The organism is Caballeronia cordobensis (assembly GCF_001544575.2).
Lineage (GTDB): Bacteria > Pseudomonadota > Gammaproteobacteria > Burkholderiales > Burkholderiaceae > Caballeronia > Caballeronia cordobensis.
The window spans coordinates 113487-136258 of record NZ_FCNY02000010.1 but is presented as its reverse complement, the minus strand read 5'-3'; the positions used below and the strand labels follow the sequence as shown (position 1 = coordinate 136258).

General features: G+C 59.7%; 19 protein-coding genes. 14 read left to right on the top strand and 5 right to left on the bottom strand.

What is annotated here, in order from left to right; translation table 11 throughout:
- Positions 1 to 695: 695 nt before the first annotated feature.
- Positions 696 to 2207 carry a replication initiation protein gene (locus AWB70_RS20610; protein ID WP_053572403.1) on the bottom strand — a complete coding sequence of 504 codons (1512 nt, stop codon included), beginning with the start codon at positions 2205 to 2207 and terminating at the stop codon, positions 696 to 698.
- Between the two features lie 1803 nt (positions 2208 to 4010).
- Here AWB70_RS20610 and AWB70_RS20605 point away from each other — a divergent pair.
- From AWB70_RS20605 to AWB70_RS20545, 14 genes are all read left to right on the top strand, one after another.
- Positions 4011 to 4715, top strand: coding sequence for a VirB8 family type IV secretion system protein (locus AWB70_RS20605; protein WP_053572402.1), 705 nt, complete (start codon positions 4011 to 4013; stop codon positions 4713 to 4715).
- A gap of 2 nt (positions 4716 to 4717) precedes the next feature.
- The gene (locus AWB70_RS20600; protein WP_060854166.1) at positions 4718 to 5590 is read left to right on the top strand and encodes a TrbG/VirB9 family P-type conjugative transfer protein; all 873 of its coding nucleotides are present in this window, start codon (positions 4718 to 4720) and stop codon (positions 5588 to 5590) included.
- A gap of 2 nt (positions 5591 to 5592) precedes the next feature.
- Positions 5593 to 6843, top strand: a complete 1251-nt coding sequence (locus tag AWB70_RS20595) for a TraB/TrbI/VirB10 family type IV secretion system protein (protein WP_053572596.1) — start codon at positions 5593 to 5595, stop codon at positions 6841 to 6843.
- The gene (locus tag AWB70_RS20590) at positions 6836 to 7636 is read left to right on the top strand and encodes a transglycosylase SLT domain-containing protein (protein WP_053572399.1); all 801 of its coding nucleotides are present in this window, start codon (positions 6836 to 6838) and stop codon (positions 7634 to 7636) included. The genes AWB70_RS20595 and AWB70_RS20590 overlap by 8 nt, the downstream gene beginning before the upstream one ends.
- A complete protein-coding gene (locus tag AWB70_RS20585; protein WP_053572398.1) occupies positions 7633 to 8892 on the top strand; it encodes a TrbG/VirB9 family P-type conjugative transfer protein in 1260 nt (419 codons plus the stop codon). Before AWB70_RS20590 ends, AWB70_RS20585 begins: the two co-directional genes overlap by 4 nt.
- The gene (locus AWB70_RS20580; protein WP_053572397.1) at positions 8889 to 9311 is read left to right on the top strand and encodes a lytic transglycosylase domain-containing protein; all 423 of its coding nucleotides are present in this window, start codon (positions 8889 to 8891) and stop codon (positions 9309 to 9311) included. The genes AWB70_RS20585 and AWB70_RS20580 overlap by 4 nt, the downstream gene beginning before the upstream one ends.
- Positions 9218 to 9976, top strand: a complete 759-nt coding sequence (locus AWB70_RS20575; protein WP_374730246.1) for a toxin co-regulated pilus biosynthesis Q family protein — start codon at positions 9218 to 9220, stop codon at positions 9974 to 9976. The genes AWB70_RS20580 and AWB70_RS20575 overlap by 94 nt, the downstream gene beginning before the upstream one ends.
- A 5-nt stretch (positions 9977 to 9981) precedes the next feature.
- Positions 9982 to 11610, top strand: a complete 1629-nt coding sequence (locus AWB70_RS20570; protein WP_053572395.1) for a type II secretory pathway protein — start codon at positions 9982 to 9984, stop codon at positions 11608 to 11610.
- A gap of 19 nt (positions 11611 to 11629) precedes the next feature.
- Positions 11630 to 12910: a type IV pilus inner membrane component PilO gene (locus AWB70_RS20565; RefSeq protein WP_053572394.1), complete on the top strand. Its 1281-nt coding sequence runs from the start codon at positions 11630 to 11632 to the stop codon at positions 12908 to 12910.
- A gap of 34 nt (positions 12911 to 12944) precedes the next feature.
- Positions 12945 to 13508, top strand: coding sequence for a hypothetical protein (locus tag AWB70_RS38360; RefSeq protein ID WP_143281671.1), 564 nt, complete (start codon positions 12945 to 12947; stop codon positions 13506 to 13508).
- Positions 13509 to 13688: 180 nt separating this feature from the next.
- Entirely contained in the window at positions 13689 to 15965 is a 2277-nt protein-coding gene (locus AWB70_RS20560; protein WP_235024303.1) for an ATPase, T2SS/T4P/T4SS family, read from the top strand.
- Positions 15966 to 15977: 12 nt separating this feature from the next.
- Positions 15978 to 17096 (top strand): type II secretion system F family protein, encoded by a 1119-nt coding sequence (locus tag AWB70_RS20555; protein ID WP_053572393.1) that lies wholly within the window; start codon positions 15978 to 15980, stop codon positions 17094 to 17096.
- An 11-nt stretch (positions 17097 to 17107) separates the two neighbouring features.
- A complete protein-coding gene (locus AWB70_RS20550) occupies positions 17108 to 17722 on the top strand; it encodes a type 4 pilus major pilin (protein WP_082378246.1) in 615 nt (204 codons plus the stop codon).
- 15 nt (positions 17723 to 17737) lie between these two features.
- Positions 17738 to 19039 carry a hypothetical protein gene (locus AWB70_RS20545; RefSeq protein ID WP_053572392.1) on the top strand — a complete coding sequence of 434 codons (1302 nt, stop codon included), beginning with the start codon at positions 17738 to 17740 and terminating at the stop codon, positions 19037 to 19039.
- Between the two features lie 725 nt (positions 19040 to 19764).
- Here AWB70_RS20545 and AWB70_RS20540 read toward each other — a convergent pair.
- The 4 genes from AWB70_RS20540 to AWB70_RS20530 form a co-directional block, all read right to left on the bottom strand.
- The gene (locus AWB70_RS20540) at positions 19765 to 20763 is read right to left on the bottom strand and encodes a CAP domain-containing protein (protein ID WP_053572391.1); all 999 of its coding nucleotides are present in this window, start codon (positions 20761 to 20763) and stop codon (positions 19765 to 19767) included.
- Between the two features lie 210 nt (positions 20764 to 20973).
- Entirely contained in the window at positions 20974 to 21348 is a 375-nt protein-coding gene (locus tag AWB70_RS20535; RefSeq protein WP_053572390.1) for a hypothetical protein, read from the bottom strand.
- 3 nt (positions 21349 to 21351) lie between these two features.
- Complete coding sequence (locus AWB70_RS39060) at positions 21352 to 21522, bottom strand: hypothetical protein (RefSeq protein ID WP_167351030.1); 171 nt, start codon at positions 21520 to 21522, stop codon at positions 21352 to 21354.
- Between the two features lie 21 nt (positions 21523 to 21543).
- On the bottom strand, positions 21544 to 22734 hold the full coding sequence (locus AWB70_RS20530) for a FlhC family transcriptional regulator (protein ID WP_053572389.1): 1191 nt from the start codon (positions 22732 to 22734) through the stop codon (positions 21544 to 21546).
- Between the last annotated feature and the right edge of the window lie 38 nt (positions 22735 to 22772).

Here is a 22772-nt window from a genome sequence, read left to right as displayed (position 1 = left end):
CACGGCGACGGTGCTCGTGCCGCACTACCACGTGGTAGCCACGCGAACTAAATGGGCGACGGTTCGCGTGCCCGCACTACCACGTGGTAGCCACGCAGTCGCCCAATCGCGGCGTTCGGGTTCGCACTGCCGGAAGGAAAGCAACCCGGCGCCTACGGCGACGATGTTCGTGCCGCACTACCACGTGGTAGCCACGCAGTCGCCCAATCGCGGCGTTCGGGTTTCGCACTGCCGGGAGGTAAGCAACCCGGTGCCCACGGCGACGATGTTCGTGCCGCACTACCACGTGGTAGCCACGCGAACTACATGGGCGACGGTTCGCGTGCCTACCACGTGGTAGGCACGCAGACTCCCATGGCGACTGCTCGCGCCGCAGTCGCTGGTGGCTACGTCACCGCCATTGCCCCATGAACAGCAAAGGCTTCGAGACTGTAGGGATCTCAGAAGTTGCTACCGCGAGGTTTGGGGCGAGGGCGCTCCCAGACGAAGAAATGAAGCGGTCCCGCTCTCGTCGATACACACGTGCGGCCACGAGAACTTTGGGAAAGTCACGAACGAATATTGGCTGAGCGGCGGAGCCGTGATCGTGAGAGAGACGTTGTGCGGAGCTTGACGCGTCTCCGCTTGTCCCGAGCAAACAGACACGGATCCCGGGCTTGGAATGTCTGAGAAATTATAGTATTAGCGAGAAACGTTCAAATTACCGCTAACCGATTAAGATAATCGGCAAAGCTCGCCCTTGCAAGCGGGTGGGTGACGTCAGGCCTGCTTCCGGGCGACAGTTTTCGAGCTTGTCGGAAATGCTTTCCTTCCGGAGAGCTCAGGAAGCCGTCCCACAGTTCCTGGCGGCTGCCTTCCGGAAGTTGGGCCCAATACTCGTCCATCCTATTGCTTTTATCCTTCCGGGCCGCGGTCCGACGCCGCTCCAGCTCCCGCTCACGGCGTTGATTATCTTCTAACAGCGCCGCCTGCTGCCGCTTTTCTCGGAACAGTGAGAGTTCGGCCTTCTCCGAATTCGTTAGTAGATAACGGTCCTCTTCGTCTCGCAGGGCACTTCTAAACAAAGAGAACCAATTTTTAACGGGGTTTTTCTGTCTGTTTAGAACGTAGCGATACAACAAGACATCAGATATCGCTTCGATTCGTTCTATAGGGAAAGCTTCTGCGATCTCTTTGATCTGCTTCTGATTGAGACCGAATTCTTCCCGAAGTTCTTTGTACCGGCCCGGGTCAAGGTAGGCACTCTCAGACAATAGTTTGCTGTTGGGATTTTGAACTATCACGAAGTTGAGCGAAGTGACGAATCGCTTCTCCCGCCCATATCGCACCGAGGCGAAAATGTCGCCCAGCGACTCAAGCTCCACTAGTGCCGGTTGTATCACTCTCATACTCAGACGTTTGAACTCCGTATATTCCTCTGGGCCAACGCCCATTCGCTCTCTGAATTCGTCGAGCGTCATGTAACCCGTCTCTCCTCGCCACAGGTTTTCTCGCAACAACTCATATAGGTTCAGGGTGTATTTGCTTTTGAATCGCGCGTTCATCCTCATCGAGACGTGATGGTACCGATCCGGCGCGGCGTAGAGCCTGCATAGGAACGCCGGAATCTTGTAGTGTAGGGTCGTCCCTTCGATGAGAACATCCTGAATCATCTGCGTTGAGAACCATCGATTCCCATCCGGAATCTGCATTAGCGCTTGCTGCATCTCTGACAGTGACGCTTTCAAGTAGGCGTAGTCGTTCACGTTGTGGTCCACTAACCACGATAGGTAATCAAGCGAGACCGAGAAGACCTGCTGCGTCGACATTGTCGGACGCGCGACGAAAATGAGAGCGTTATGCAACTTGCTCTGCAGAAGCTTTAGCGGGTTTATAAACCGTACTCGCTGGCTGACTTTTTTCAGAAGGAGTTCTTCTTTTACTTGGGTAACCGGAACCCCTTCCCTGAAAAGATCGAGACTCTGCTGGTAGTTCCTCTTGCCCTCTGATTCGTTGCTCAAATAAAGCCGCGCCATGTCCGTAGAAGATAGCCTCTCAAGAAGCGCAGCCTCGTCTTCTTCAGTGAGAACCTCCACGGCATCGCTGCCGAGCTCGGCGATTGACGCCGTTGTCGACTCCTCTCGTGTAGCAAGGCTGGAAGAGGCTAACGTCGCTGCAGCGACCGGGAGCAAGAGTTGGTTTTCGATTTTTCTGTTCCTGACGCCCATACTCCCTCCAACGATGTAGGCGCTACTATGACCGGCTACAAGCCCCATGTCAAAAAAGGTATGTAGTCTTGTTGCTCCAGTCACCAATAAATGTAGTCCTGAGGGCGAGGTTGTGCGGGGGTCGACGGTCCCCACGACCGGGCAGGCGCCCATAAAAGTAGTCTTTAGGATGTTGCGGTACCACAACGCGCGACGGCCAAGGCAGAAACACCGCCAGTGAGCGGGGGAACCCTCGGTTCCTTGACAGTGCAAGGCATTGATGCCCACATTTATTGTGAGCAAGACGGAACATGGTCCTGTTTGGCACTCAAGGCCGTATCGGGACCACCGTGAAGACTACGTTTATTTGGCGCATTACGTGACTACGCTTTCGAAATCGGGGCTTGCAACTCGGCGGAACAGCCCGTATGCGTGCGCAAGGGCGCTAACCACGAGTCAAGACTACTTCTATAGGGGTCTCCTGAGGAAAGGCCCGATAAATGTAGTCTTTTTGGGCGAATTTTGCGGACAGGCAGTGGTAGCACCCCGAGACATGTAGTCCTGGAAGCATTGGCCAGGTGGGTTTGCTTGAGCGCCAGCAGGTTTTGAAGCCTCGACCTGTGCCTTCAATGGGCTGGTGCCGATCTTTCTCGGGTCGATCTGATCTCTAAGTATCAATCCAATCTCATCTGTTAACGTCACCTAACCCCTTGATCCTTAAGCGGATTTAGGCTCATAGGACTACATTTTTAGTGGGGATAACCCCGAGAATTGTAGTCTTTGCGGGTCAGGACTACTTTTGTCGGGAGCCGCAAGACTACCTTTGTGGTGGCTTAGGGCTACGTATGTCGGTGAAAGACTACGCCTATAGGTGTAGTCCTCAGCAACGCTAGGCGTTGGTTCGTAGTTGTGATCTCCGCATCGATTGACGACATGTATGCGTCGGCGTTGGACCCCGCGAGCCTTTATCCCTGAGCAAGTGTTACGGTTTGGTCGCCCGCAATGGGTCAAAGTTGCGTTGATCGGCGCGATCGGGTCCACATGCGATGGGTACTCTCGAGGGTCTCACCGGCACGCAACCGCCGGACGCACCCCGATCAACAACAACTCCAAAGCGAGTTAGCAACCAGTCACGGAAGTGACTGCTCGATGCCTTGCTGCGCAGATAGATATTGATGTCGCCTTCGCCGGCCCAGAAGAGGGGTGACCTTCAAAAAAGAAAGATGAAACGGAACGGGTGCGAGCCTTGGCAGGGCAGTCCTTTTGCAGAGCCGAACGGTTACATCTGGACGATTGAGGAGCACGCGTGCTACGTACCGGCGCCGCCGGGCAAAGAAGTTCCAGCCCGTTTAGTCAGGTGCGTGCGGTGGTTTCAGCAATACTGGAACAACGGATGCCTAGCTCCAGGCCCGGCGAGGCCAGGGACGTTGGCCTCCGCGCTGGTGTTTCGACTCAACCGCCTTCGACGCACGCCTTGGCACGCGAGGTTCTTGGCTCACTAAGACACGGGCTTAAATGGGTCCGAGCGCGATTAGAGACGCTATCCGGATAGCGTCCCACGGCGGCTGGGCATCTGGCTAGCGCTCTGAATCTAGAGAACAAAAGGCTTGTTACAAAATTAGCCGGATATGCACATCCCCCTTAGTCGGCGGACTTTTCGTATTATGAAACGTCGCGTCGAAAGGCTATTTGGCTATTGGCCCCTCGCTTTGTTCAGGTCGAGTGTGCGCCACACCATGGAAAAGGCGCGCGAAATTGGGCGTCTTTCGAAAAAACAGAGGACGGTCGTGCTGTTCCAATGGTGACCATTAATAAAGGGTTGCCATGCGTCTTTTCAAAAACAAGCGTCGGGCCGCGCTGTCTACAGCTCCTGGCATGTACGCGGAGGAAGATCCGAGCCAAGTCATCTTCGAGACAAGCACGAGGCTAAAGCTCGAAGCTAACCGGTGGATGCTGATCTCGTTCGGTCTTGCCGTGATTGCTGTTGGCGCGGTATGGACGCGGCAACCTCCGCCATCGGTTACGCGCGTTGTGGGCGTCTCAGCCGATACCGGCGGTCACCCGATCGTGACCGAACTCGTCGCCTACAAGCCCGACTCGCAAGCTGTGCGCACGACCGTCAAAGATATGGCCGTTCGCTGGTTCACGATCGAGCCGGTGCTGTCGGACCGTCTCGAGACTTCGCGCATGACCGCCAACATCAACTCGGTCAAGGCGCAAATGATCGGCGCAGCGGCCGGTCAGTTCCGCGACTGGTTGAAAGCCGACACACCGTTCCAGCAAATCACGGCAAACCCGAAACTGATCCGCGAAGTCGACGTGCGCAACATCGCGTTGCTCGAAGATTCGACGGTACTCGTCGAATTCACGACGACCACCTCGCAGGCTGGCGCGACCGGCAAGCCGGACGTGAAGTCATACGCACTCACGTTGCGCTATCAGATCGTCGCACCGACTGCTGAGCAGGCGCTGACGACGAACCCCTTCGGCATCTTCATTCCGTTCTTCCGCCTTGAGCGGACCGCATAAGTATGACCGCAACCATTCTCCATAAACGGCCGGTCATCGGCATGTGCGTCCTCGCCGCGTGCGCAGCGTTCCTTGCTCAACCGGCTGCGGCGAAAAAAGCCGCCAGCGATTCGTCGTTTAATGCCGCGATGGTCGCAGGCGACCCGATGAGCCCGATCAATCCATTTAACGGCGGCGCTGATCCTTTGACGATGCCGGGCGATGCGCGCATCGGCGTCTTCCCGTACAGCCGCGACCAGATCTACCGCGTGCTGACCGCACCGCTCAAGCTGACGACGATCGAACTGGAAAAGGGCGAGAAGCTGATTGCAGACCCGGCGATGGGCGACAGCGTCCAGTGGGAGATCGACGACGACAAGATGAACCACGTGTTCGTCAAGCCGCACAAGGCAGATCTAGTCAACACGCTGCATCTGACGACGAATCTGCGCGAGTACGACTTCACGCTGATCGCGTCGCCGGCCGGCGGCATGTTCTATCAGACGGTGCGCTTCCAATATCCGCGTGCGCCAATGGCCCGCGTCAGCGCACGCGATGACGCGACGGCGACTGGCGGGCGCGGTGGTAGCGATTCAGGAAGCATCGGTGTTGCGCCGGACAAGCTGAACTGGGACTACAGCGTCGATGGCCGCGCCGAGTTCACGCCGGAGACCGTCTTCGACGACGGTCATGCGGTGTGGATGCGCATGCCTGCCAAAGCGCAGGAGTGGCCGGTTCCGTTCATTCTCGACCACGGCGACCGTGTCGTCGCGAACTTCATCCGCCGCGGAGATTTCCTCGTCCTGCAGCGTCTGGCCGACGAGATTGTCCTGCGTTCCGGAAAGGATGAGGTCACAGTGACACGCGGCCGCCGTCGCCTGTTCGGGGTGTTTTGATCGTGGCGAAAAAACCGGACTCGGCTACGCCCAGCGCGGAGCAAGAAGCACTCGTCAAAGGCAAGACGCCGCGCAATGCGATCATGAGCATCGGCATTCTGGCTGCTGTCGTCATCGGTGGCCTTGGCTTCTACTATCAGTTACAGGCGACAAATAAGGCAGACGAAGAGGCGCGCATTAAGAGGGCGACCGCACTCAAGTCGAGTACGGAGACGCCCACTGCCGCGAACAACAACGACATCGACCAGTTGATCCGTCAGCAGCGCGAAGCAGCGGCGTCGGAGGCAGCCGCTCGCGCAGCGTCTGAAGCAGCGGCTCCGAAGCCCGCCATCAAACCGATGCTGACCGGTGCGGACTTCAAGGAAGAGGTCGCAGGCTCGGGCACGGACACGCGCGAGCTTTCCCGCCAAGCGGCGCAAGACGCGATCTATACGTCTTCCATCTTCAAGCAGGCGGGCGCGTCGCGTTCGGCGAACTCGTCGACCGGCGTACTCCCCGCTGGCGTCCCTTCGTTGGACGAGGTGCGAGCTGCTCGGAACGCTGCGGGAGCCAACACTCCCGATGCGATGGCGATCGCCTTGGCGAAGCAGGGGCAGGCACCGGAAGATCGCGACCGAGCCTTCCTGCGCGATGCGGGTTCGCGCGGCGGCATCGAACGGACAACCTTCAATGGCCGGTCGACAGGTTGCACGTTGACGCCGCCCCACGTCATCCACGTCAAGACGGTGGAGGGGCTGAACTCGGACAAGCCGGGCCGCGTGGCGTTGATGGTGGACGAGGATGTGTATGACAGCCTGCGCGGCGACTGCTTGATGATTCCGAAGGGCGCGTTCATCAATGGCATGTACAGCGCGGACGTCGCAGTCGGCCAGGAGCGCCTGCTGGTCGCTTCGACGAGTCTGCGTCTGCCCAACGGCAAGAGCGTGCCGCTCAACGGCATGCAGGGTGCGGACCAGAACGGCTACGCCGGATTCTCGGGCGACGTGAACAACCACTTCCTGAAAATCTTCGGCGCGGGATTCATTACGGCGATTTTGCTCAAGGCGTTCGACAGCAGCTCGCAGACGGCGACGACCGCGACGCCGAACGGCGTCACCACTTATGGTGACACGGCGGGGCAGGTCGCGGCGGCGACGGCCCAGACCGTCATGCAGCGCAACCAGAATATCCCGCCGACCATCACCGTTGAGCCGGGCCAGAAGTTCCTGGTGCAGGTCACGCAGGACATCGTCATGGAGCCGTACCATGACTAAGGCGTTGGCGGCTGCGTGCCTTTCGATGATCGCGTTCGGCGCAAATGCGGCGACCATCGATTCAATCATCAGCCCCACGCGCATCGTGATCGATGACGGCGTGAAGCGCGCGATCGTCGAGTTGCCCGGCGAGCCGGTGTATGCGTGTGGGCTGAAGCGGTTTCTGGCGTGGGCTAACCGATTTGAAGGCCAATCGGTTGAGTCTACGGCTAGCGGTGTTGCGCTGAGCATCGACGGATCACCTGTCAGCGTCGAAAGCCTGTTCGTGAAGGCGGGCTGGCTGCGCCCCGCGACCCTTACCGACGACGCTCAAGCGAGCATCACGGAGCGGCGGGGCGGCTGGTCGTGCGCATCCGCTCAGGCGCCGTTCGACGCAATGCACACGTCCGTCGATCCGAAGATTCTCGCTGGTATCGCACTTAATGAGTCCGCATACAACGGTCGTGCATGGCCGTGGACGTTGAATGTTGCGGGTCGCGGGTTCTTCTTTCGCACCCGCGAAGACGCGTATCGCGCGGTCCGCTATTTGATCAGCAACGGCCGGTCGAACTTCGACGTCGGCATCATGCAAGTGAACTGGGGATACCACGGCAAGCGTTTCGCGAGTGCCTGGGATGCCCTTGCGCCGGCGACCAACATCCGCGTCGCCGAAGACATCCTCAACGAGAACTACCGCCTCACGCACTCCGCCGTAAAGGCCGTTGCGTACTACCACAGCGCCAATCCCGCACCGGGCCGCGAATACCTCGCGCGCTTCGTGAAGCACCTCTCTCAAATCGAACGCGGTCTATGAAGCACACGCTCTCTCTTCTCACTCTCGCGCTTGCGGCAGTCACGCTCAATGCGGTGGCCGCTGGCACAGACCCGCTCGACTTTGACTATGAGATCGCGGGCAATGTGCTCGAGCGACCGGCGCTCGTGTTCAACGATGGCAGCGACACCTATTTCCAGCCGCGTGCCGGTCAGTCGCTGCGCGTTGACGGTGGGCACAACCAGGGACCGTATATTGTCGTGCCGGGCACGCCCGAGGTGATCCGCTACTCGGCGGGCGGCTCGAGCGCCACCGCATACTGGAAGAAGGCAAACCGCTTCATTGGCGACAAGGCACGCAGCGACACGCCGTCCGGTTTCTCTGGCTTCTCCGGCCGCCTTGCGCTGATCGGACCGCGCAGCAGCCTCGAAAGTACCCGGTCTTTAAACGCCACGCTGCCGCTCGCGCAACTGGTCAAAGCGCTGGTGCCGCAAGGTTGGACGGGATCGGCACAGAAGGACATTGACCTGACGGCCGCGACGAGCTTCGGCACGCGCGATGGCGAGAACTGGATGCAGTCGCTCGATCGGCTGGTGGCCGCGTCCGACCTGTACGCCGACGTCGACTTCAACTCTCACCATGTAACACTTCGCCGCTCGGCTCCGCAGTCAGTGGCGGTGAACTACGTTGCGCCGGTGTCGCAGGTCGCTGCTGCTCCGGCGGCCGCGTCGAGCGCAGCTTCTGGGACAGACCCCATCGCAGACATCGCGAAGAGGGTCGCCGCTGACGCGCCGGCAGCATCTGGGTCCGTGCTTGCTACCAAGTTCGGAGCACTGGCGATCCGCGATCGCGACGACAGCCACATTCAGATCAAGTTCTTGGCGAAGCCCGCAGCGGAGCTGAAGGTAACGGGTCAAGACGGCAAATCGCTGCGGCCGAAGTGGGATGAGGCGACGGCCGTGGTGACGTTCAATCGCGCGGAGCGCTTCACGATCTCCAACGACACCGACAAGGTCGAAGTTGCCCGAGTCGCGGGAACCGTCTATGAGTTCGACGCCGCGAACAAGGCTGCGCTTCAAAGCGTGTTCGACGAAAACGGCTCGACGTTCTTCAAGTTTGCCGACACCGTCGGCAAGGTGACGGTCGCCGACGTGGGGCACATGGGGTCGGGCGAGCAGAAGGGCCGCTACTACAAGTTCAACGGCACCGCCGAGCAGTTCATCGTCAACGCGGACGGCAACGTCGTCAACGTGCTGCGCAAACATGATGTGCGGTTCTTTGATCGGCCCGCGTCATGAACCGACTATCCCTCTTGTTGCCGCTTCTCTGCGCGATCCTCCCCCTGCATGTGCGTGCCGATTGTCTTGACGATGCCGCGCGTTACCACCGCGTCAGCGTTCAAGTGGTCCGTGCGATCGCACAGCAGGAGTCCGGAATGCGCCCATATGTGACGAATCGCAATACCGATGGAAGCGAGGACATTGGCTTGATGCAAATCAACTCGTCCTGGCTTCCTAAACTGGGTCGCTTCGGCATCACTCGGCAACACCTTTTCGACGCCTGCGTGAACGCATACGTGGGGACATGGATCCTGGCTTCGAACATCAAGCAGTTCGGTCCGACATGGAAAGCGGTCGGTGCCTACAACGCGGTTTCCTCGAACAAGCAGCTCATCTACGCCAACAACATTTACCGCCGCCTGCAACGCGCGAACTGACCAACATGACGCTTATCTTTTCTCTTCAAACGCATCGCACCGCGCGCATGGTGGCTCACTTGTTCGCGTGTCTCGCACTCACGACCGTATCGGGCTTTGCGGCGGCCGAGCCTGATCAATCGCGCCTCGCACCGCCGCCGGGTGACGGCTGGCAACTCCTTTCGGCACCCGCCGCGAAAGCCCCTGTGGCTCAACTTGCGATGGCGTCGCCGGTTGCTCCTGACGTTCGTTCTGCTTCGGTCGCTCCATCTGCGCCAGCCTCTCCGGCCGCGGTCAACGCCGTTGTCGGTGGTCCCGCGCCCGTCGCGCTTCCCGGTGTTGGCGCGCCGTCGCCGGTTGGCTCGATGGACGTCGCCCCGGTCGTCGTGCCGTCGCAAGGCGGTGCAACGGCGCCCGGTGGACTTTTGACCTTTTCCATCACGCCGCAGGACATCAACCTGCGCAATGCGCTCGATCGCTGGCTGCAGCAGCAGGGCTGGCAGCTTGCCTGGAAGATCGACGACGACTTGCCGCTCGAGTTCAACGCGACGTTCTCGGGCGACTTCAAGTCGGTGCTCACGCAAGTGATGCAGGCGACCAATCACATGCGCACGCCCACGCGGGTTTGCAAGCACACCAATAACGTAATCCGCGTCGTCGCACGCGCAGCCAACTGCCAAGAGTAATCGCCATGCGCCTCACGAAAATCAAATCTGCCATAGCCATTCTTGTGGCTGCATCGTTGACCGGCTGCGCGGTCTCGCAATCCGACGTGAACCACGCCTATGACGCGACCAACGCGGAAGCCACGCGCGCGATGGGCAACGGCCCCGAGTCGATGTCGCTCGTTGAGGAAGTGCCGACCGCGTTCCTCGGCGACCGGTTGGTGCCAGTCGCTTATGAAGCGACATTGCCCGCAATCTTCCGCGAGAAATCGGTTGTATTCCCCGGCAATCTCCCGCTGTCGAAGATCGCCACGCTTGTCTCCACCGCTACCGGTTATCCGGTACATCTGAGCCCGGACGTGTTCATTCCCCGCGACGCGCTGATTCCGAAGACCAACGGCGGAAGCGGGCAAAGCGCTCCGATGCAGCAGCAAGCGATCGCGAAGTCGAATGTCGAGCCGGTCTATGCACAGGCGTGCAACTGCAAGGTCGGTGAGTATCTGCGCGGCGTGACCGAGAACCTGGGCCTCGACTGGACGTTCGATGGCAGCACGATTTCCATCAGCCGGTTTGTAACGAAGACGTTCACGATCGCGGCGATTCCGGGCAAAGTCTCGATCAAGTCGACGATGTCGAAGGGTACGGATACGTCCACGGGCAACCAATCGTCCGGTGGAACGACAGGCGGCACGTCGGGCAACACGGGGTCCTTCTCGTCGGTCACCTCGACGGGCCGCGACGGCACCTTCGACCAGATTGCAATCATTCAGTCCGAGCTGGAAAAGCTGAAGTCGCCGCTTGGTGAGGTGGTGGTCAATCCGCACAGCCGCTTGGTGATGGTTCGCGACACGAAAGAAGCCGTCGATCGCATGGGTGCATTGCTCGCCCGCGAGAACGCGATCTCGACGCGTCAGGTCGCCCTGCGGGTCCGTACGTTGCAAGTCGATCTGAGCAATTCGTCGCAGGCAGGCGTTAGCGCTGACATCGTGTTCAACCGTATCTCGGATGGGCTCAAGCGCTATTCGGTCACGGTTGCCTCGCCCACGTCGTTGGCAACTGCGATTGGCGGCACCGTTGGCCTCTCCGTTTTGAAGCCGGGTTCGCCCATGGAAGGCACCAACGCAATCATCAGCGGCCTCAACACCTTCGGCAAGACGGTTCAGGACAACACGCAGACGAAGCTGACGCTAAACGGTCTGCCGGTTTCCATCGGCTCATTTGAGACGAAGGGCTATCTTGCGGCAACGACGCCAAGTATTGGCTCGCTCACCGGCGGAACCGCCGGCGTGCCCGGTCTGCAGCCGGGATCTGTCACGGTCGGTGACTTCGTGAACATCCTGCCGTCGGTCAACGACCACAACCAAATCATTCTCTCGTACTGGAGCGATAGCTCGAAGCTGAACGGTCCGTTCACGACCATCAGCACCGGTTCTGGCGACACGCTGCAGCAGATCCAGTTGCCCGACATTCTCGGCAACAAGGATGACCAGACCATTGCACTCTCGGATGGACAGACCGTTGTGCTCTACGGCGCGGTGAGCAATCGGTATGACGGAAGCAATAACAACGGCATTGGTGGTCTGTCAGGTGCTTGGAACAAGGGCCGCACGTTCCAGGTGATCATGCTGACGGCAACCGTCGTCCCGTCGATGTGAGCGCGAGGTAAGCATCCGTATGCACTTCGAATCCATACCGGGAGAAAAGGGCGCGAAGCTCGTATTCGGGCTGGATTGGCGCGCTTATTCCGCCAAGGGCGCTCGCGCCGAACGCCGACACTACGTCGAGGAGTCCGGTGCGACGCACTACATTGAATACAAGGCGAATGACGAAACCATCGTCGGGTTCTGCGAACCGGAACCTTCGCTTCGCAAGGGCGGCAAACTGTACTCGGCCGCTGCTCGTATTGCGTCGCTTGACCGCGTCCGACGGCGCCCGGCGGTACTCGTTCTCATCCAGAACGATGAGCGCGTGCATTTGGTGCTCGTGCAGCGCGGCGCTGTCTCGCTCGATCAGGAAATAGCACTTAACGCGCTTGCCGGCAAGCGAGACGAGATCGAGGACGGGTGCGCCAAGGCAGGGCTCGAACTGGCGACCCTGGGTTACGGCGCGCAACTCCACGCGGTCGACGAGTCGTTTGACCTTCGCGAGATGCTTGTTGCGCGCAAGGTCGGGCTAATCAAGAAGGTCCCGGTGGCGGTGCCCACGACGGTGCCGTTGCTCGTCATTCTTGCTGCCGTGTTCTTCGGTGGCAAGCAGTTGATTGACGTGCTCAACCCGCCGCCTCCGCCGCCGGCGCCGCCGCCAACGTTCATGCAGGAGTACCAGTCGGCTGTGATGCGCACACTCGCCGCGCCCGCTCCACTCGCAAGCCAGCTTGCCCCGAAGCTGCTCGCGAGTTTCGGCGCGCAGGAAACGAACGTCGCAGGGTGGCAATTTCAGAAAGCGTCTTGCTCGATCGCCGGGCCGTGCGTGGTCACGTACAAGCGACAGGGCGGCACGTTCAAGGAGTTCGACGCGCGTGCACCAGAGTCGCTGCATCCGGTCGTCTTCAATCCTGACGGTTGGCATTTGAGCGCGCGTGGGCCCGAAGTGGCGGTCGCCGAACGCGTGGCGCTTGGTGAACAGAAGACATGGCCGACTCAACAGGCGCTGATCAAGACTCTGCAGACCGACCCGCAAAAGCTTTCGACCAAGCTCGACACACTCGATAGCCACGGTTACGTGGTGGATATCAAGCCGGCCGAGCGCCTTATCCAGCGCCAACCGACGGCAGGTGAAGTGCAGGGGCCGCTCGTACAGCGCGGCACGTGGCAGATAGACGGATACAAATGGCAAAGCGCCTTACTCGCGCGCCTGCCGGACAACATGGCACTGGAAACCCTCGACGTTGAGCTGAAAGAGGACGGTACGGGGGTGCATTTCACTGCGAAGGGTAAATACTATGTTCTCAACTAAGTGGCCGGTTCGTGCCGCATGCTTCGGCGCGCTCATGCTTGTCGCAAGCGCAGCTCTTTCGCAGGAAAGTCATCTCACGCTGGATGACATTGACAAACTCGCCCGCGAAAAGCTGGTTGATTCGATGCGCAAGGGGCAGGGTGGCGAAAGCAACGCAGCGCCAGCGCCGGGTGGTGTCGCACTGTCATCGGCGTTTGGCAATCCCGGTCCCACGCCCGGTCCCGCGCCAGCTCCGGCCGCTTCCAAGGCCGAACGAAAGGCCAGCTCGCCGTCCAAACACGTTATTCCCGCCTCGTTCGTTGGCGCGTATTCCGACATGTCTGGCTCATACGTGCTCTACGACTATCAAGGCACGACCTATACCGCACGACGCGGTAGCCGCTTGCTCAACGGCTGGACCGTAGCCTCCATCGACGGCTTTACGGTCGGTCTTGTCGACGGCAAGCGTCACTGGACAGAGACTATCGCGGCACCGGCTGATGTTCCGGCCGTCGTCCCGGACGGACCGGCCGTCAGGGCGATCACGGATCTGTCGTCGCCGCTTCCACCTGGTGGCGTTTCATCAACTGCTTCTACCTTCGTTCCATTCGGGAAATAAGACATGGGTCTCTTTGCACAAGAAGAGCAGGGCACGCCAGACTCGCCCCGTGGGGGATTCCTCAAGCGTTTTCGCACACCGCGCTCGAGCTTTGTTGAGCCAGGGACGGGCGCTGAGCCGAAATTCTCATCTGCTGAGCCGGTTGCGGGAAAGCGGAAACGGCGAGAAAGACAGTCAGAAATGGAGACGGAGCATACGTCGCCCGGGGGCACGCGCGCCGTGAATCCCCAAGTAACGTTTCTCGGTCGCGCACTATCGGGCGGTGACGTCGAGGACGTCGAGAGCACAGAGATTGCCGATGACTGGCACTCGCCCGCCCAGACTGTGCCTACAAGGTCAGAAGCGCCGGTAGAAGTGGTCACCGACGACGTGGCCTTTCGGCCTTTCGTGCCGCCCAGCTTCGAACGACCCAGCTACGCGAGCATGTCGGCGGCGATGGCTGCTAGGGAGCGTGGCGAACCGACGAATGTCGGAGCGACGAAGGCCGAGCCGTTGAATAAAGAAGCCCTGACCGTCGGAACCGCGACTGCTGCTGCTCAAACGCAACCCGAACCGCAGCCGGTGGCCGCGCCGTCGCAACCCGATGCCGGCGCGAGCACAGCCACGGACGATGCTGATCTTCGGACGCGCGCCGAGTCGGTCGAGAACGCCGATCCGCTGCCGCTCGACCCGAAGCACCCGGACGTCGAGCCCCCACGACCGGCAGGCTCGAACGCTCAAAGGATCGTGCATCCGCCGGTGGCAGCGGACGATCAGCCGTCCGACGACGAAGAACAGACCGAGGGCGGCGGGTTGTCTCCCGGGCGGCCGGAACTTGTATCGCCAGATTCGCTTCCCGACTTCAAGCGCGTTCTGACGGTAGCGGATGACGACGCGGCGCTGCGCATTCCGGCGGCCGCGCGCAAGGAGTTCGTTGCCGTTGAACTGCAACCGGGCGTGGCGATCACGGTGGCCACTGCACGGTTCGCCGAGAAGGCTCAGTACGCAACGTTCATCAAGGACCTTGGCGCAAACGACATTATCGTGCGCGAGGAGATGGTCGCAACCGATGCCGTAATCGCAGCGATCTACTCGGGTAAGGCCGCGGCGTCCGCGAACTCCACAGTGCGCGAAGCGAGCCGCGCGATCGGCAATTTCCGGGACATCGTTGAGGCCGCGCATGCATACGGCGCGAGTGACATTCACTTTGAGCCACGCGAGTTTCACAACGAGGTCGAAGTTCGTTTTCGCGTGAACGGCGACATGTACACGTTCAGCCGCATGCCCAAGGCGATCGTGCGTCGTGCCCTGTTCGCGGCGTACAGCGATCTCGTTCAGCGCAACACTAACTCGGGCAACAGCTTCCAGCCGACCGCGCCCCAGTCCGCAATGATTCCGTTGGTGGTCAAGACAGACACGGTGAATCTGCGGTGGCAGTCGTCTCCGCTGGTGGGCGGGTATGACGTCACGCTGCGTCTGCTCGACGGAAACTTCAAGAACTATTCGGTGCTGCTGCCCAAAGACATGGGCCTGGAAAAGAGCCAGCTTGATCTCATCGAAACGCTCAACTATGTGAGCGGCGGCATTACGGCGCTCACTGGCGAGACAGGTTCGGGCAAGACAACGACGCTGCGCGCTCTCTCGTACATGCTGCCGGATCGGGAACTCAAGAAACAGTTCGCAGTGAACGAGCCGTCCGAGTATCCAATGCCGTGGCTGTCGGACTACTCGATCATCCGCCGCCCGGACGAAACCGATGATGAAGCCAACCGCAAGTATGCGGAGGTGATTCGAACGCTGATGCGGCAGGACCCTGACGATTTGACGATCGGGGAAGTTCGTGACCGCGTCGTGATGGGATTGGTCGCCGAACTCGCCTTGACCGGCCATCCGGTGCGTTTCTCGCTGCACGCGGGCGACATCATCGCTGCCGTGATGCGTATGGCGGGAGGGCGACTGCAACTGCCGATCGACGAGCTCGCCTCGGAAGGTTTCATCAACGCAGTCGGCAACCAGAAGCTGATTCCGACGCTTTGCGAGCACTGCAAGCTGCCGGCCGAAGACGTCATGCCCAAAGCTGACCTCGAACTGCTGCGCACGAAGTTCAGCCTCGATACCTCGGCGATGGCGTGCCGCAACTACGACGGCTGCGAACACTGCCGACTCAAGGGGCTTTTTACGCGCAACGGGAAGGTGGCGGGTGGCACGAAGCGCCCCTCGTTGGCGGCCGAGTTGTATCGCCCGACGCCGGAATTTCTGGAGCGTGTTGCCGAGCGCGATTGGGCCGGCGCGCGCGCAGTTTGGCGCGGCGAGCGTCGTACCGGGTTCGATAACGCTGATATGACTGGAAAGACGCTATATGAACATGCTCTTTTCAAGGCTTCGCGCGGTTTGATTGACCCACAATTCATCAATCGCTCGATGCAATCGTTCGCGCAGTACCGCGTGATGCCCGGCGTCGATGGCTTGATGGTCTAAACCTAGTCCTCCATGATCACCACGTTCGCAAAGATGCTGCCCGTGCGGCAGCAGTTGGTCGTCGCGCGCTGGCGGTTTCAGAAAGTCCGCGAGGACTTCTACCGCGAGACGCGTCTCGATATCGCAGCCAAGGGTTTGCGCAACACCGAGACGCTGTTCGACCGGCTTGAAACGTACGAGAAGCGTAGCCGCTCGCGAGGCAAGATCGAGTGGCGTGTGTTCGCGCGCATCCGCGAGACCATGCAGCGCGGGGAAAGCTTCTCGCTAGCTATCAAGCCATTCATCCCGGGCGACGAATACGCGCTGCTGGACATCGCGGATGAGTCTTCGCGCGAAGACGCCGTCGTTCGCGGCTTCGAACTTGCGGAGATGGCGGCAAAGGCGAAGCGCGTACTGTCGTCGACGACCTCCGTGCAGATGGCCTATCCGGCGTTGCTGTTGGTCTATATGTACGCGTACTGCATGTTGTTCGGTGGCGTCATCTTCCCGCAAGTGCTCGACGTCCGGCCGCTCGCGGAGTGGCCCGATCTTGGGCGGTTCCTGTATCACGTTGACACATTCTGCTACGAGTACTGGTGGCTCACGCTCACGGCGGTCATCGGCCTCGTGCTCGCTTACTTCTCAAGCCTGAAGCGCTGGACCGGGCCTCTGCGGGACAAGTTCGACCGCATGCCGCTGCTCTGGCGCAATCGTCGCGACCTTCGCGCGGCACTGCTCATTGTTTCGCTTGCGGGCCTGTTCGACTCAAACCTCACGCTCCGTGCGGCGCTGGACAGGCTTCTCAAGACAGCCGATCCGTGGCTGCGCTGGCATCTGAAGATCATGAATCGACGCCTGACGGCTCGATCTGATGAGCCGATGCGCGCGCTCGATACCGGCATCTTCTCGGTCACGATCGTCGACACGATCACCGACGCCGCGGGTCGCGATCAATTCGAAGCGGCTATTAAGAGTCTAGGCCGCGAGTCGCTCGATCGCGTGGTTGAAGCAGTCAAGCGCAACGCCCGCATGACGCACTTCCTGTTACTCGGTTTTGCCGCTGCACTGTTTCTAACCCTCGGCATTGGCTCATACGTCGTGACGGGTGCCGTCAACCTCACATCGGGAAATCCCGCCGCTTCAAGCTATTAAGGAAAAGCAAAGTGACCAACGAAAACACGCAAGCAGTTCAAGTCGACCCGATTAAGGAACGCCGAGCGCGCATCCTGAAGATTGCGCGCGCAAAGAAGCAGTCGGGCGAGTTGTCCATGATTGAGGCAGGCGCGGTGATGGCCGGTGCCGCACTGCTCGCGCTGGCCGTCTATGCAGGCGGTAAGTACGTGCTCGACCTGATTCATTCGTCGCAGTTCAAGAGCGAAGCACAGATGTTCCACACCGGGATCCTGAACGCGACGCAGAACGATGCCGACTTTTCCTCTGAAACGCTCACGGTGCTCGCGCAGAATCACGCGTTCGATTCGGCGGGCTCGCGCGTCGCATCGGACAAGTCGGCGGTCAAAGGCATGTTCAATGGCACAGTGACGGCGGCCGTCGGCACGCTCGTTACCTCAAATGATTCGCTGATCCTCACGTACCCGGTCACATCGACGGTTTGTTCGCTGAGTGCGGCTGCGCTGATCACCGTCTACACGCAGGTAACTGTCAACGGCACAACGATCTTCTCGCCGACGGTCACATTCAACCCGCAGACAGTAGCTACCGCTTGCGCCTCGAACGGTGCTATGGCGTCGATGGGACTGTGGACCACCCGTACCTGAGCGCGGATCGCCGACATGGGAAGCATTCTTGAGATGTTGATTGTCCTCGTCGGCGCGGCCTTGCTGACGGTACAGGGTATCAAGGAAGACATCGCTGCCAAACGCCAGAATCTGCTGCAGATCGAAGGGCAGAACATCGCGTCGATCAATTCGGCGCTTGGCAGCTACATCACCAACAACTACGCCTCGCTTATTCCAGTGGGGTATTCGCAGACGACTTCCACGCCCATCGCTGCGCCGACGCTGGCGCAACTGAGCGCGCAGTCGAATAACAAGGTCGCGTTCAAGAATGGGCCGTTCTGGGGCGGCACTTACCAGATCGCGTTGGCCGTTGTGCCCGACGACTGTTCGACCGCAGCGGGCAATTGCCATATCGCGTCGCAAATCTATCCAAGCCTGCCGCTTATCAGCATGACAGACAAGACGGCCGACATCGCTGGCGCCGGTATCCTGGCTGCGGCCGGGGGAGCGCAGTTCGGCTACTCGACAAACCGGGCGCCTGCGACGGTCACCGGCATCCACGGCGGGTGGACATTGCCTAATCCAGTAGGCAGCAAGGCTGGGATGGTCCTCGCGATCAATGGATTCGGTGCGGACGGCAATTCGCCGTATTACCGCCGTGATGGCGCGCTCCCGCTGACAGGCACGATGAACGCGAATAATCAGGACATGCAGAACGTCGGCAATGTCACGCTCGGCGCGAACAAGGTCTTGAAGTTGCAGGCGGGAAACAGCCTGCAGATCGACAACGGCGCGATGTACTACGGTGACAGCGTGAATGCAGCCGTGCGTACCAAGGGCAACCTCTATGTGCAGAACTATCAGGGAACGGGACCGGCCGGGCTCAACGTCGGGGACGTCAGTTCGTCGGGGACAGTCTCTGGCAACACGATCAATGGCAATGTTGCGAACATCAACTACACCGCCAGCAAGTGCAGCTGGAACGGAGTGACGATCCGCAACAACCTCATGTACGTGTGCAATAAGTGGGGCAACTGGGTCGGTGCGAGCACCTTGGTGAGCAATCAGTCGGCGGATGCCCAGTACAGCGGTTGGTATAACGGATGGGGCGTAACGCCTCCTTCATGCGGCCCCGGCGGCACGGCGTGGTATCGCATCACTCCGCAATCGCTGACGACCGATTATTCGAATCACAATCCACCGATCTCGGGCGCGCGCTACGCGATGGGCTGGAACGGCTCCCAGTGGGTGCTCCAAATCTATAACGTGCTCGCTGACGGCGCAAATACGCTTGTGCAAGATCAGCTTGGTCTGCAAGCGCAAATCGACGTTGGCTGTAACTACTCAAACCAATAAGAACATGAAGCGAATTAGGACGGCAATCTCGTTTGCGCTGATGGGGACGCTTAGCGGTGTGCTGACGGCTCCAGTCACCTCCAACGCGGAATGGGTCCAGAATCCCATCGGCGTTCCGCGTGCTCCCGGTTGCGATCCGGGGTATTCCTGGCAGAAGCTCGGTGTGCGATATCAATGCGCCACGCCACAACCTAATTGCGCATACGGCTTTGCAAGTGGACCAGTGTGGACAGGAACAGCTTGGAGCTACTCCTGCAATGTACCGCCACCGCCAGCGTGCCCGAGCGGTACTAACCAGACGGCTGCTCCATCGTGGAACGGGACGGCGTGGGTCGGACAGAATTGCCAACCAGCTAACCCGCAAACAGGGAATCCCGAGCAAGCCTGCCGGACCTATGTAACTCAGCAACTCGGATTTTGGCCTGGGTGGGGCCAACAAAATTCAGTCTTCAATGACGGCACCAACACTGAATATATTACGAACACCTACAACACATCTCCGAACACTTACCAGTATGCGATGTGCAGGGCGAGCAATAGTACCGGTGAAGTAAATGGCTACGATGTCCAGGGTTATGGGGACACCGCAGGCTCGGGCGGCTGAGGCAACGGCCCCCAACAGAACGCTTCGGAGCTTTACCTCAGGGCGTGTATTTCAACGTTGAACCAAGAAAAAAGCCGCCAGATCGACTGGCGGCATTGGTTTTTCTGCGAAGCAGCCTTTGTTAGCCTACGATGTTGCCGGTCGTGAAGCTGAAGGTACGCGAGAACGCGACACCGTTAATCGTACCCGTGAGCGAGACCGTGTATTGCGAGTTCGGGGACAACGGTGTGGTCGGGTATGCAACGCCCATCCACGACGGAAGAACCTTGTTCGGGTCTTTGGCCGAATCGAGAACCTGCAAAGCGATCACGTGCGACGACGAATCCGTCATGGTGCCCGTTTGCATGATGATGATGTCAGTTGGGTTGCCCGCGACAGCAACCGGCGTACCCCAATTGCCGGACGTTGCCGGCGGGACCGGGGTTTCTCCGCCAGCCGAGTATGCAACACCTGTCGTTCCTTGGCAGGGGAAAGTCAATGGCGCGTTGGTCGTGACCTGCTGATAGTTCGTCAGATTCAGCGCGTAGTATTCCTCCGGGAAACCGTTATAGGTCGTAGCGACCTTGCCGATGCCGACCGTGTTCGTAGGCGACGCCGCGATCATGATGTGATATACGCCCGAAATCAGGCCATATACGGCTTGCTGACCATACTGTGTTTCCGTCCACGTCGCGGGCGTATAGAAGCCACCTGACACCCCGATCGATCCGTTGATGGCCGTATATCCGAAATGGGCTGCGCGATCAGTGAAATTTACGCCTGTGAAGCCGGGATTACCCGCCACTTCGGTATCCGTAAACACGTTGTTCGTTGCAAGGTACTGCGCGTGTGCCGCCGTCGCCTGATCAAGCGCGGTGTTTTCCTGAAGGGCCGGGAAACCGCACTGCTGGCGCTGCTGGTTGAGCAAGTTGAACGCGGCCAGATGGAAGCTGTCGGCCGGATACTGAGGCGTAGTCAGATTCGCCGGAGTTGTAGTTGCAGGCGTGCTGGCACCGCTTGCCGGGGCCGCGGGCGATGCATCGCTGCTGCCGCCACCGCCACCGCCACCGCCGCAAGCAGCGACCAAAAGCGATGCAGCGATCGCGGCCATCGAAAGTTTGAAGTTCTTCTGAATTGTCATTTGTTGTTTCCGATCTAGTTATTGCAGTCGCCCCCGCGATCTGCTTACTTTCATCTTATCGAGCGGTGTTCGAAGTCAAGGCGACTCGGAAGTCCGCCGCGAAACCGCTTTCCTCGTTGGCAAATTGCCGTTGGCCAAACGGCGGCGCAGGCATTGTAATACCCGGTAAGGCTTCGAAATTCCTCACCGTTGTTTGATCGCAACCGTTTGCTATCGCTTCTGCCCGCGAGCGCGAAAGCTCTTCACCCTCAAGGCGACGAAAACGACGCCTAGCACCGCAGCGACGGCGACGGGCTGTGTCGCGCCGACTGAAGAGAGGAGTGCGGTGCCGCCCCAAAGGAGAATGAGAAAAGTCGCGAGCGCGCCAAAAGCTTTGCTTTTCGACACAGCCGCCAACTGCCGCCGGCCTGAACCGAATTGCTGGGCGAAACGAACATTGCTTCGCTCAAGGTCGAACGCTTCGTTTGGTTGTGCCGTCGCCCGATCGGCGCGGTAGTGCCTCTCGTACCGTTGGAATCGCGCGTCGCCGCGGCCTTCGAGCCACGCGGCGACGCTGTCTGGAAAGAGGTAAGCGAAGTCCTGCATGAGTCAGTGCATCACGTCTGATTGGAACTCGATCGCACCTATTGCATCGGTGATGCAGCGTCCGTCGGACTCGGCGTGGTACTCGCCGGTCACTAAGTCGAGCCAGCCGAACTGAGGGCGGCCGTCGCGGGAGAAGACCACTAGACCGGCCTCGACGTTGAATTCATGCGGCATCAACAACTCCTTTTTCTGTGACTATTTTTTGGCCTTGCGACCTTTGCTCTTCGGCTCGGTCAAGCGCGGCTTCAGATCTCCAGTGCAACCGGGACAAACGAAGTCCTTCGCCAATTCGATCTTCCCTTCGTCGTTCGCCAAGATGTATTCCGTCGCGCAAGTTCTGCACGGTGCGACATTCAACCTCGAATCGATCGCCATGGAGCGGGTGAGATGGTTCGCGCGGTCAGCAGAAACGGCGAGCCGACTACCGAACATCTTGTCGAGAACGTCGTTGGAGGCAATTAGCGCTTCCGGAATGTTCGCTCCGTTTTTGAGAGCACATCGATAGAGCCATACGAGAATGGTTGCTTGGAGTCGATGCGTGGGACGCTCGACGTACCACGTCAACGAGCTTGCACTATTTCCGCATGGCGAGCTGACGCCGTGGATCTCTCGATAAGTATTTCGAGTGATCGCCGAAGTCACGCCAAACAGGTTCGTGGCGGTCGAAGCGCGACAACCCTGGGTCATCAACAATCTTGCGTAGATCTCGCGTCTAGCGCGGTCGAGCCGCAGGTCGGACCAGAGATTCTTGAAAGGAAGTCCGCTCGGCTTAAGGTTCGAGGTGCGCATGACATAGTGAGCGACGGCCTCTTCGGTAAGCGAGTCTGCGCCGTATTGTCGCCAGAAGCGCTCGTCGTCGAACCGCCATCTATACAGCGGGAAACGGATTCCGCCGATCGCTGCTTCCAGCCGTCCGATCGGCAAGCCCATCAGGTATTCCGCTAACTCGAACGAGATACCTAGGAGCGGCGCTGCGAGCACACTCTGGTGCAGCACGTCTTTGAGCAGCGAGACGTAGGCGCAGTTGTAATGGAAAATATCGCGCGCGGTCACGTCGTCGACGAAAGGCATCGATGAAGAAAGCTTCGACACTGCTGTCGAAAACATAATCCCGTCGACAAAGGTCGCCCAATCGCGAGGATCCTGCAGCGCCGGCGACAGCGCCAGGAACGGCATGTTCATAAGCTTGGCCATCGGTACGGCGTGCGCCTTGAACGTTTCCATGTTGTCAAACGAGACGCCAAAAAATGCTTCGGCGCTGCTGTACCGCGCGAGTACCTTATGGATAACCGCGGTCAGCGAAAAGTTGGTCCTTTGTATCTTCTCAGCGAGATACTGCCGAAGGGCAATGTTGGTCTCAACGGCATCAAGCGTGGTGATCGACATATTATTTGTATTTTTGCTGGCGGATGCGACCCCGTCGC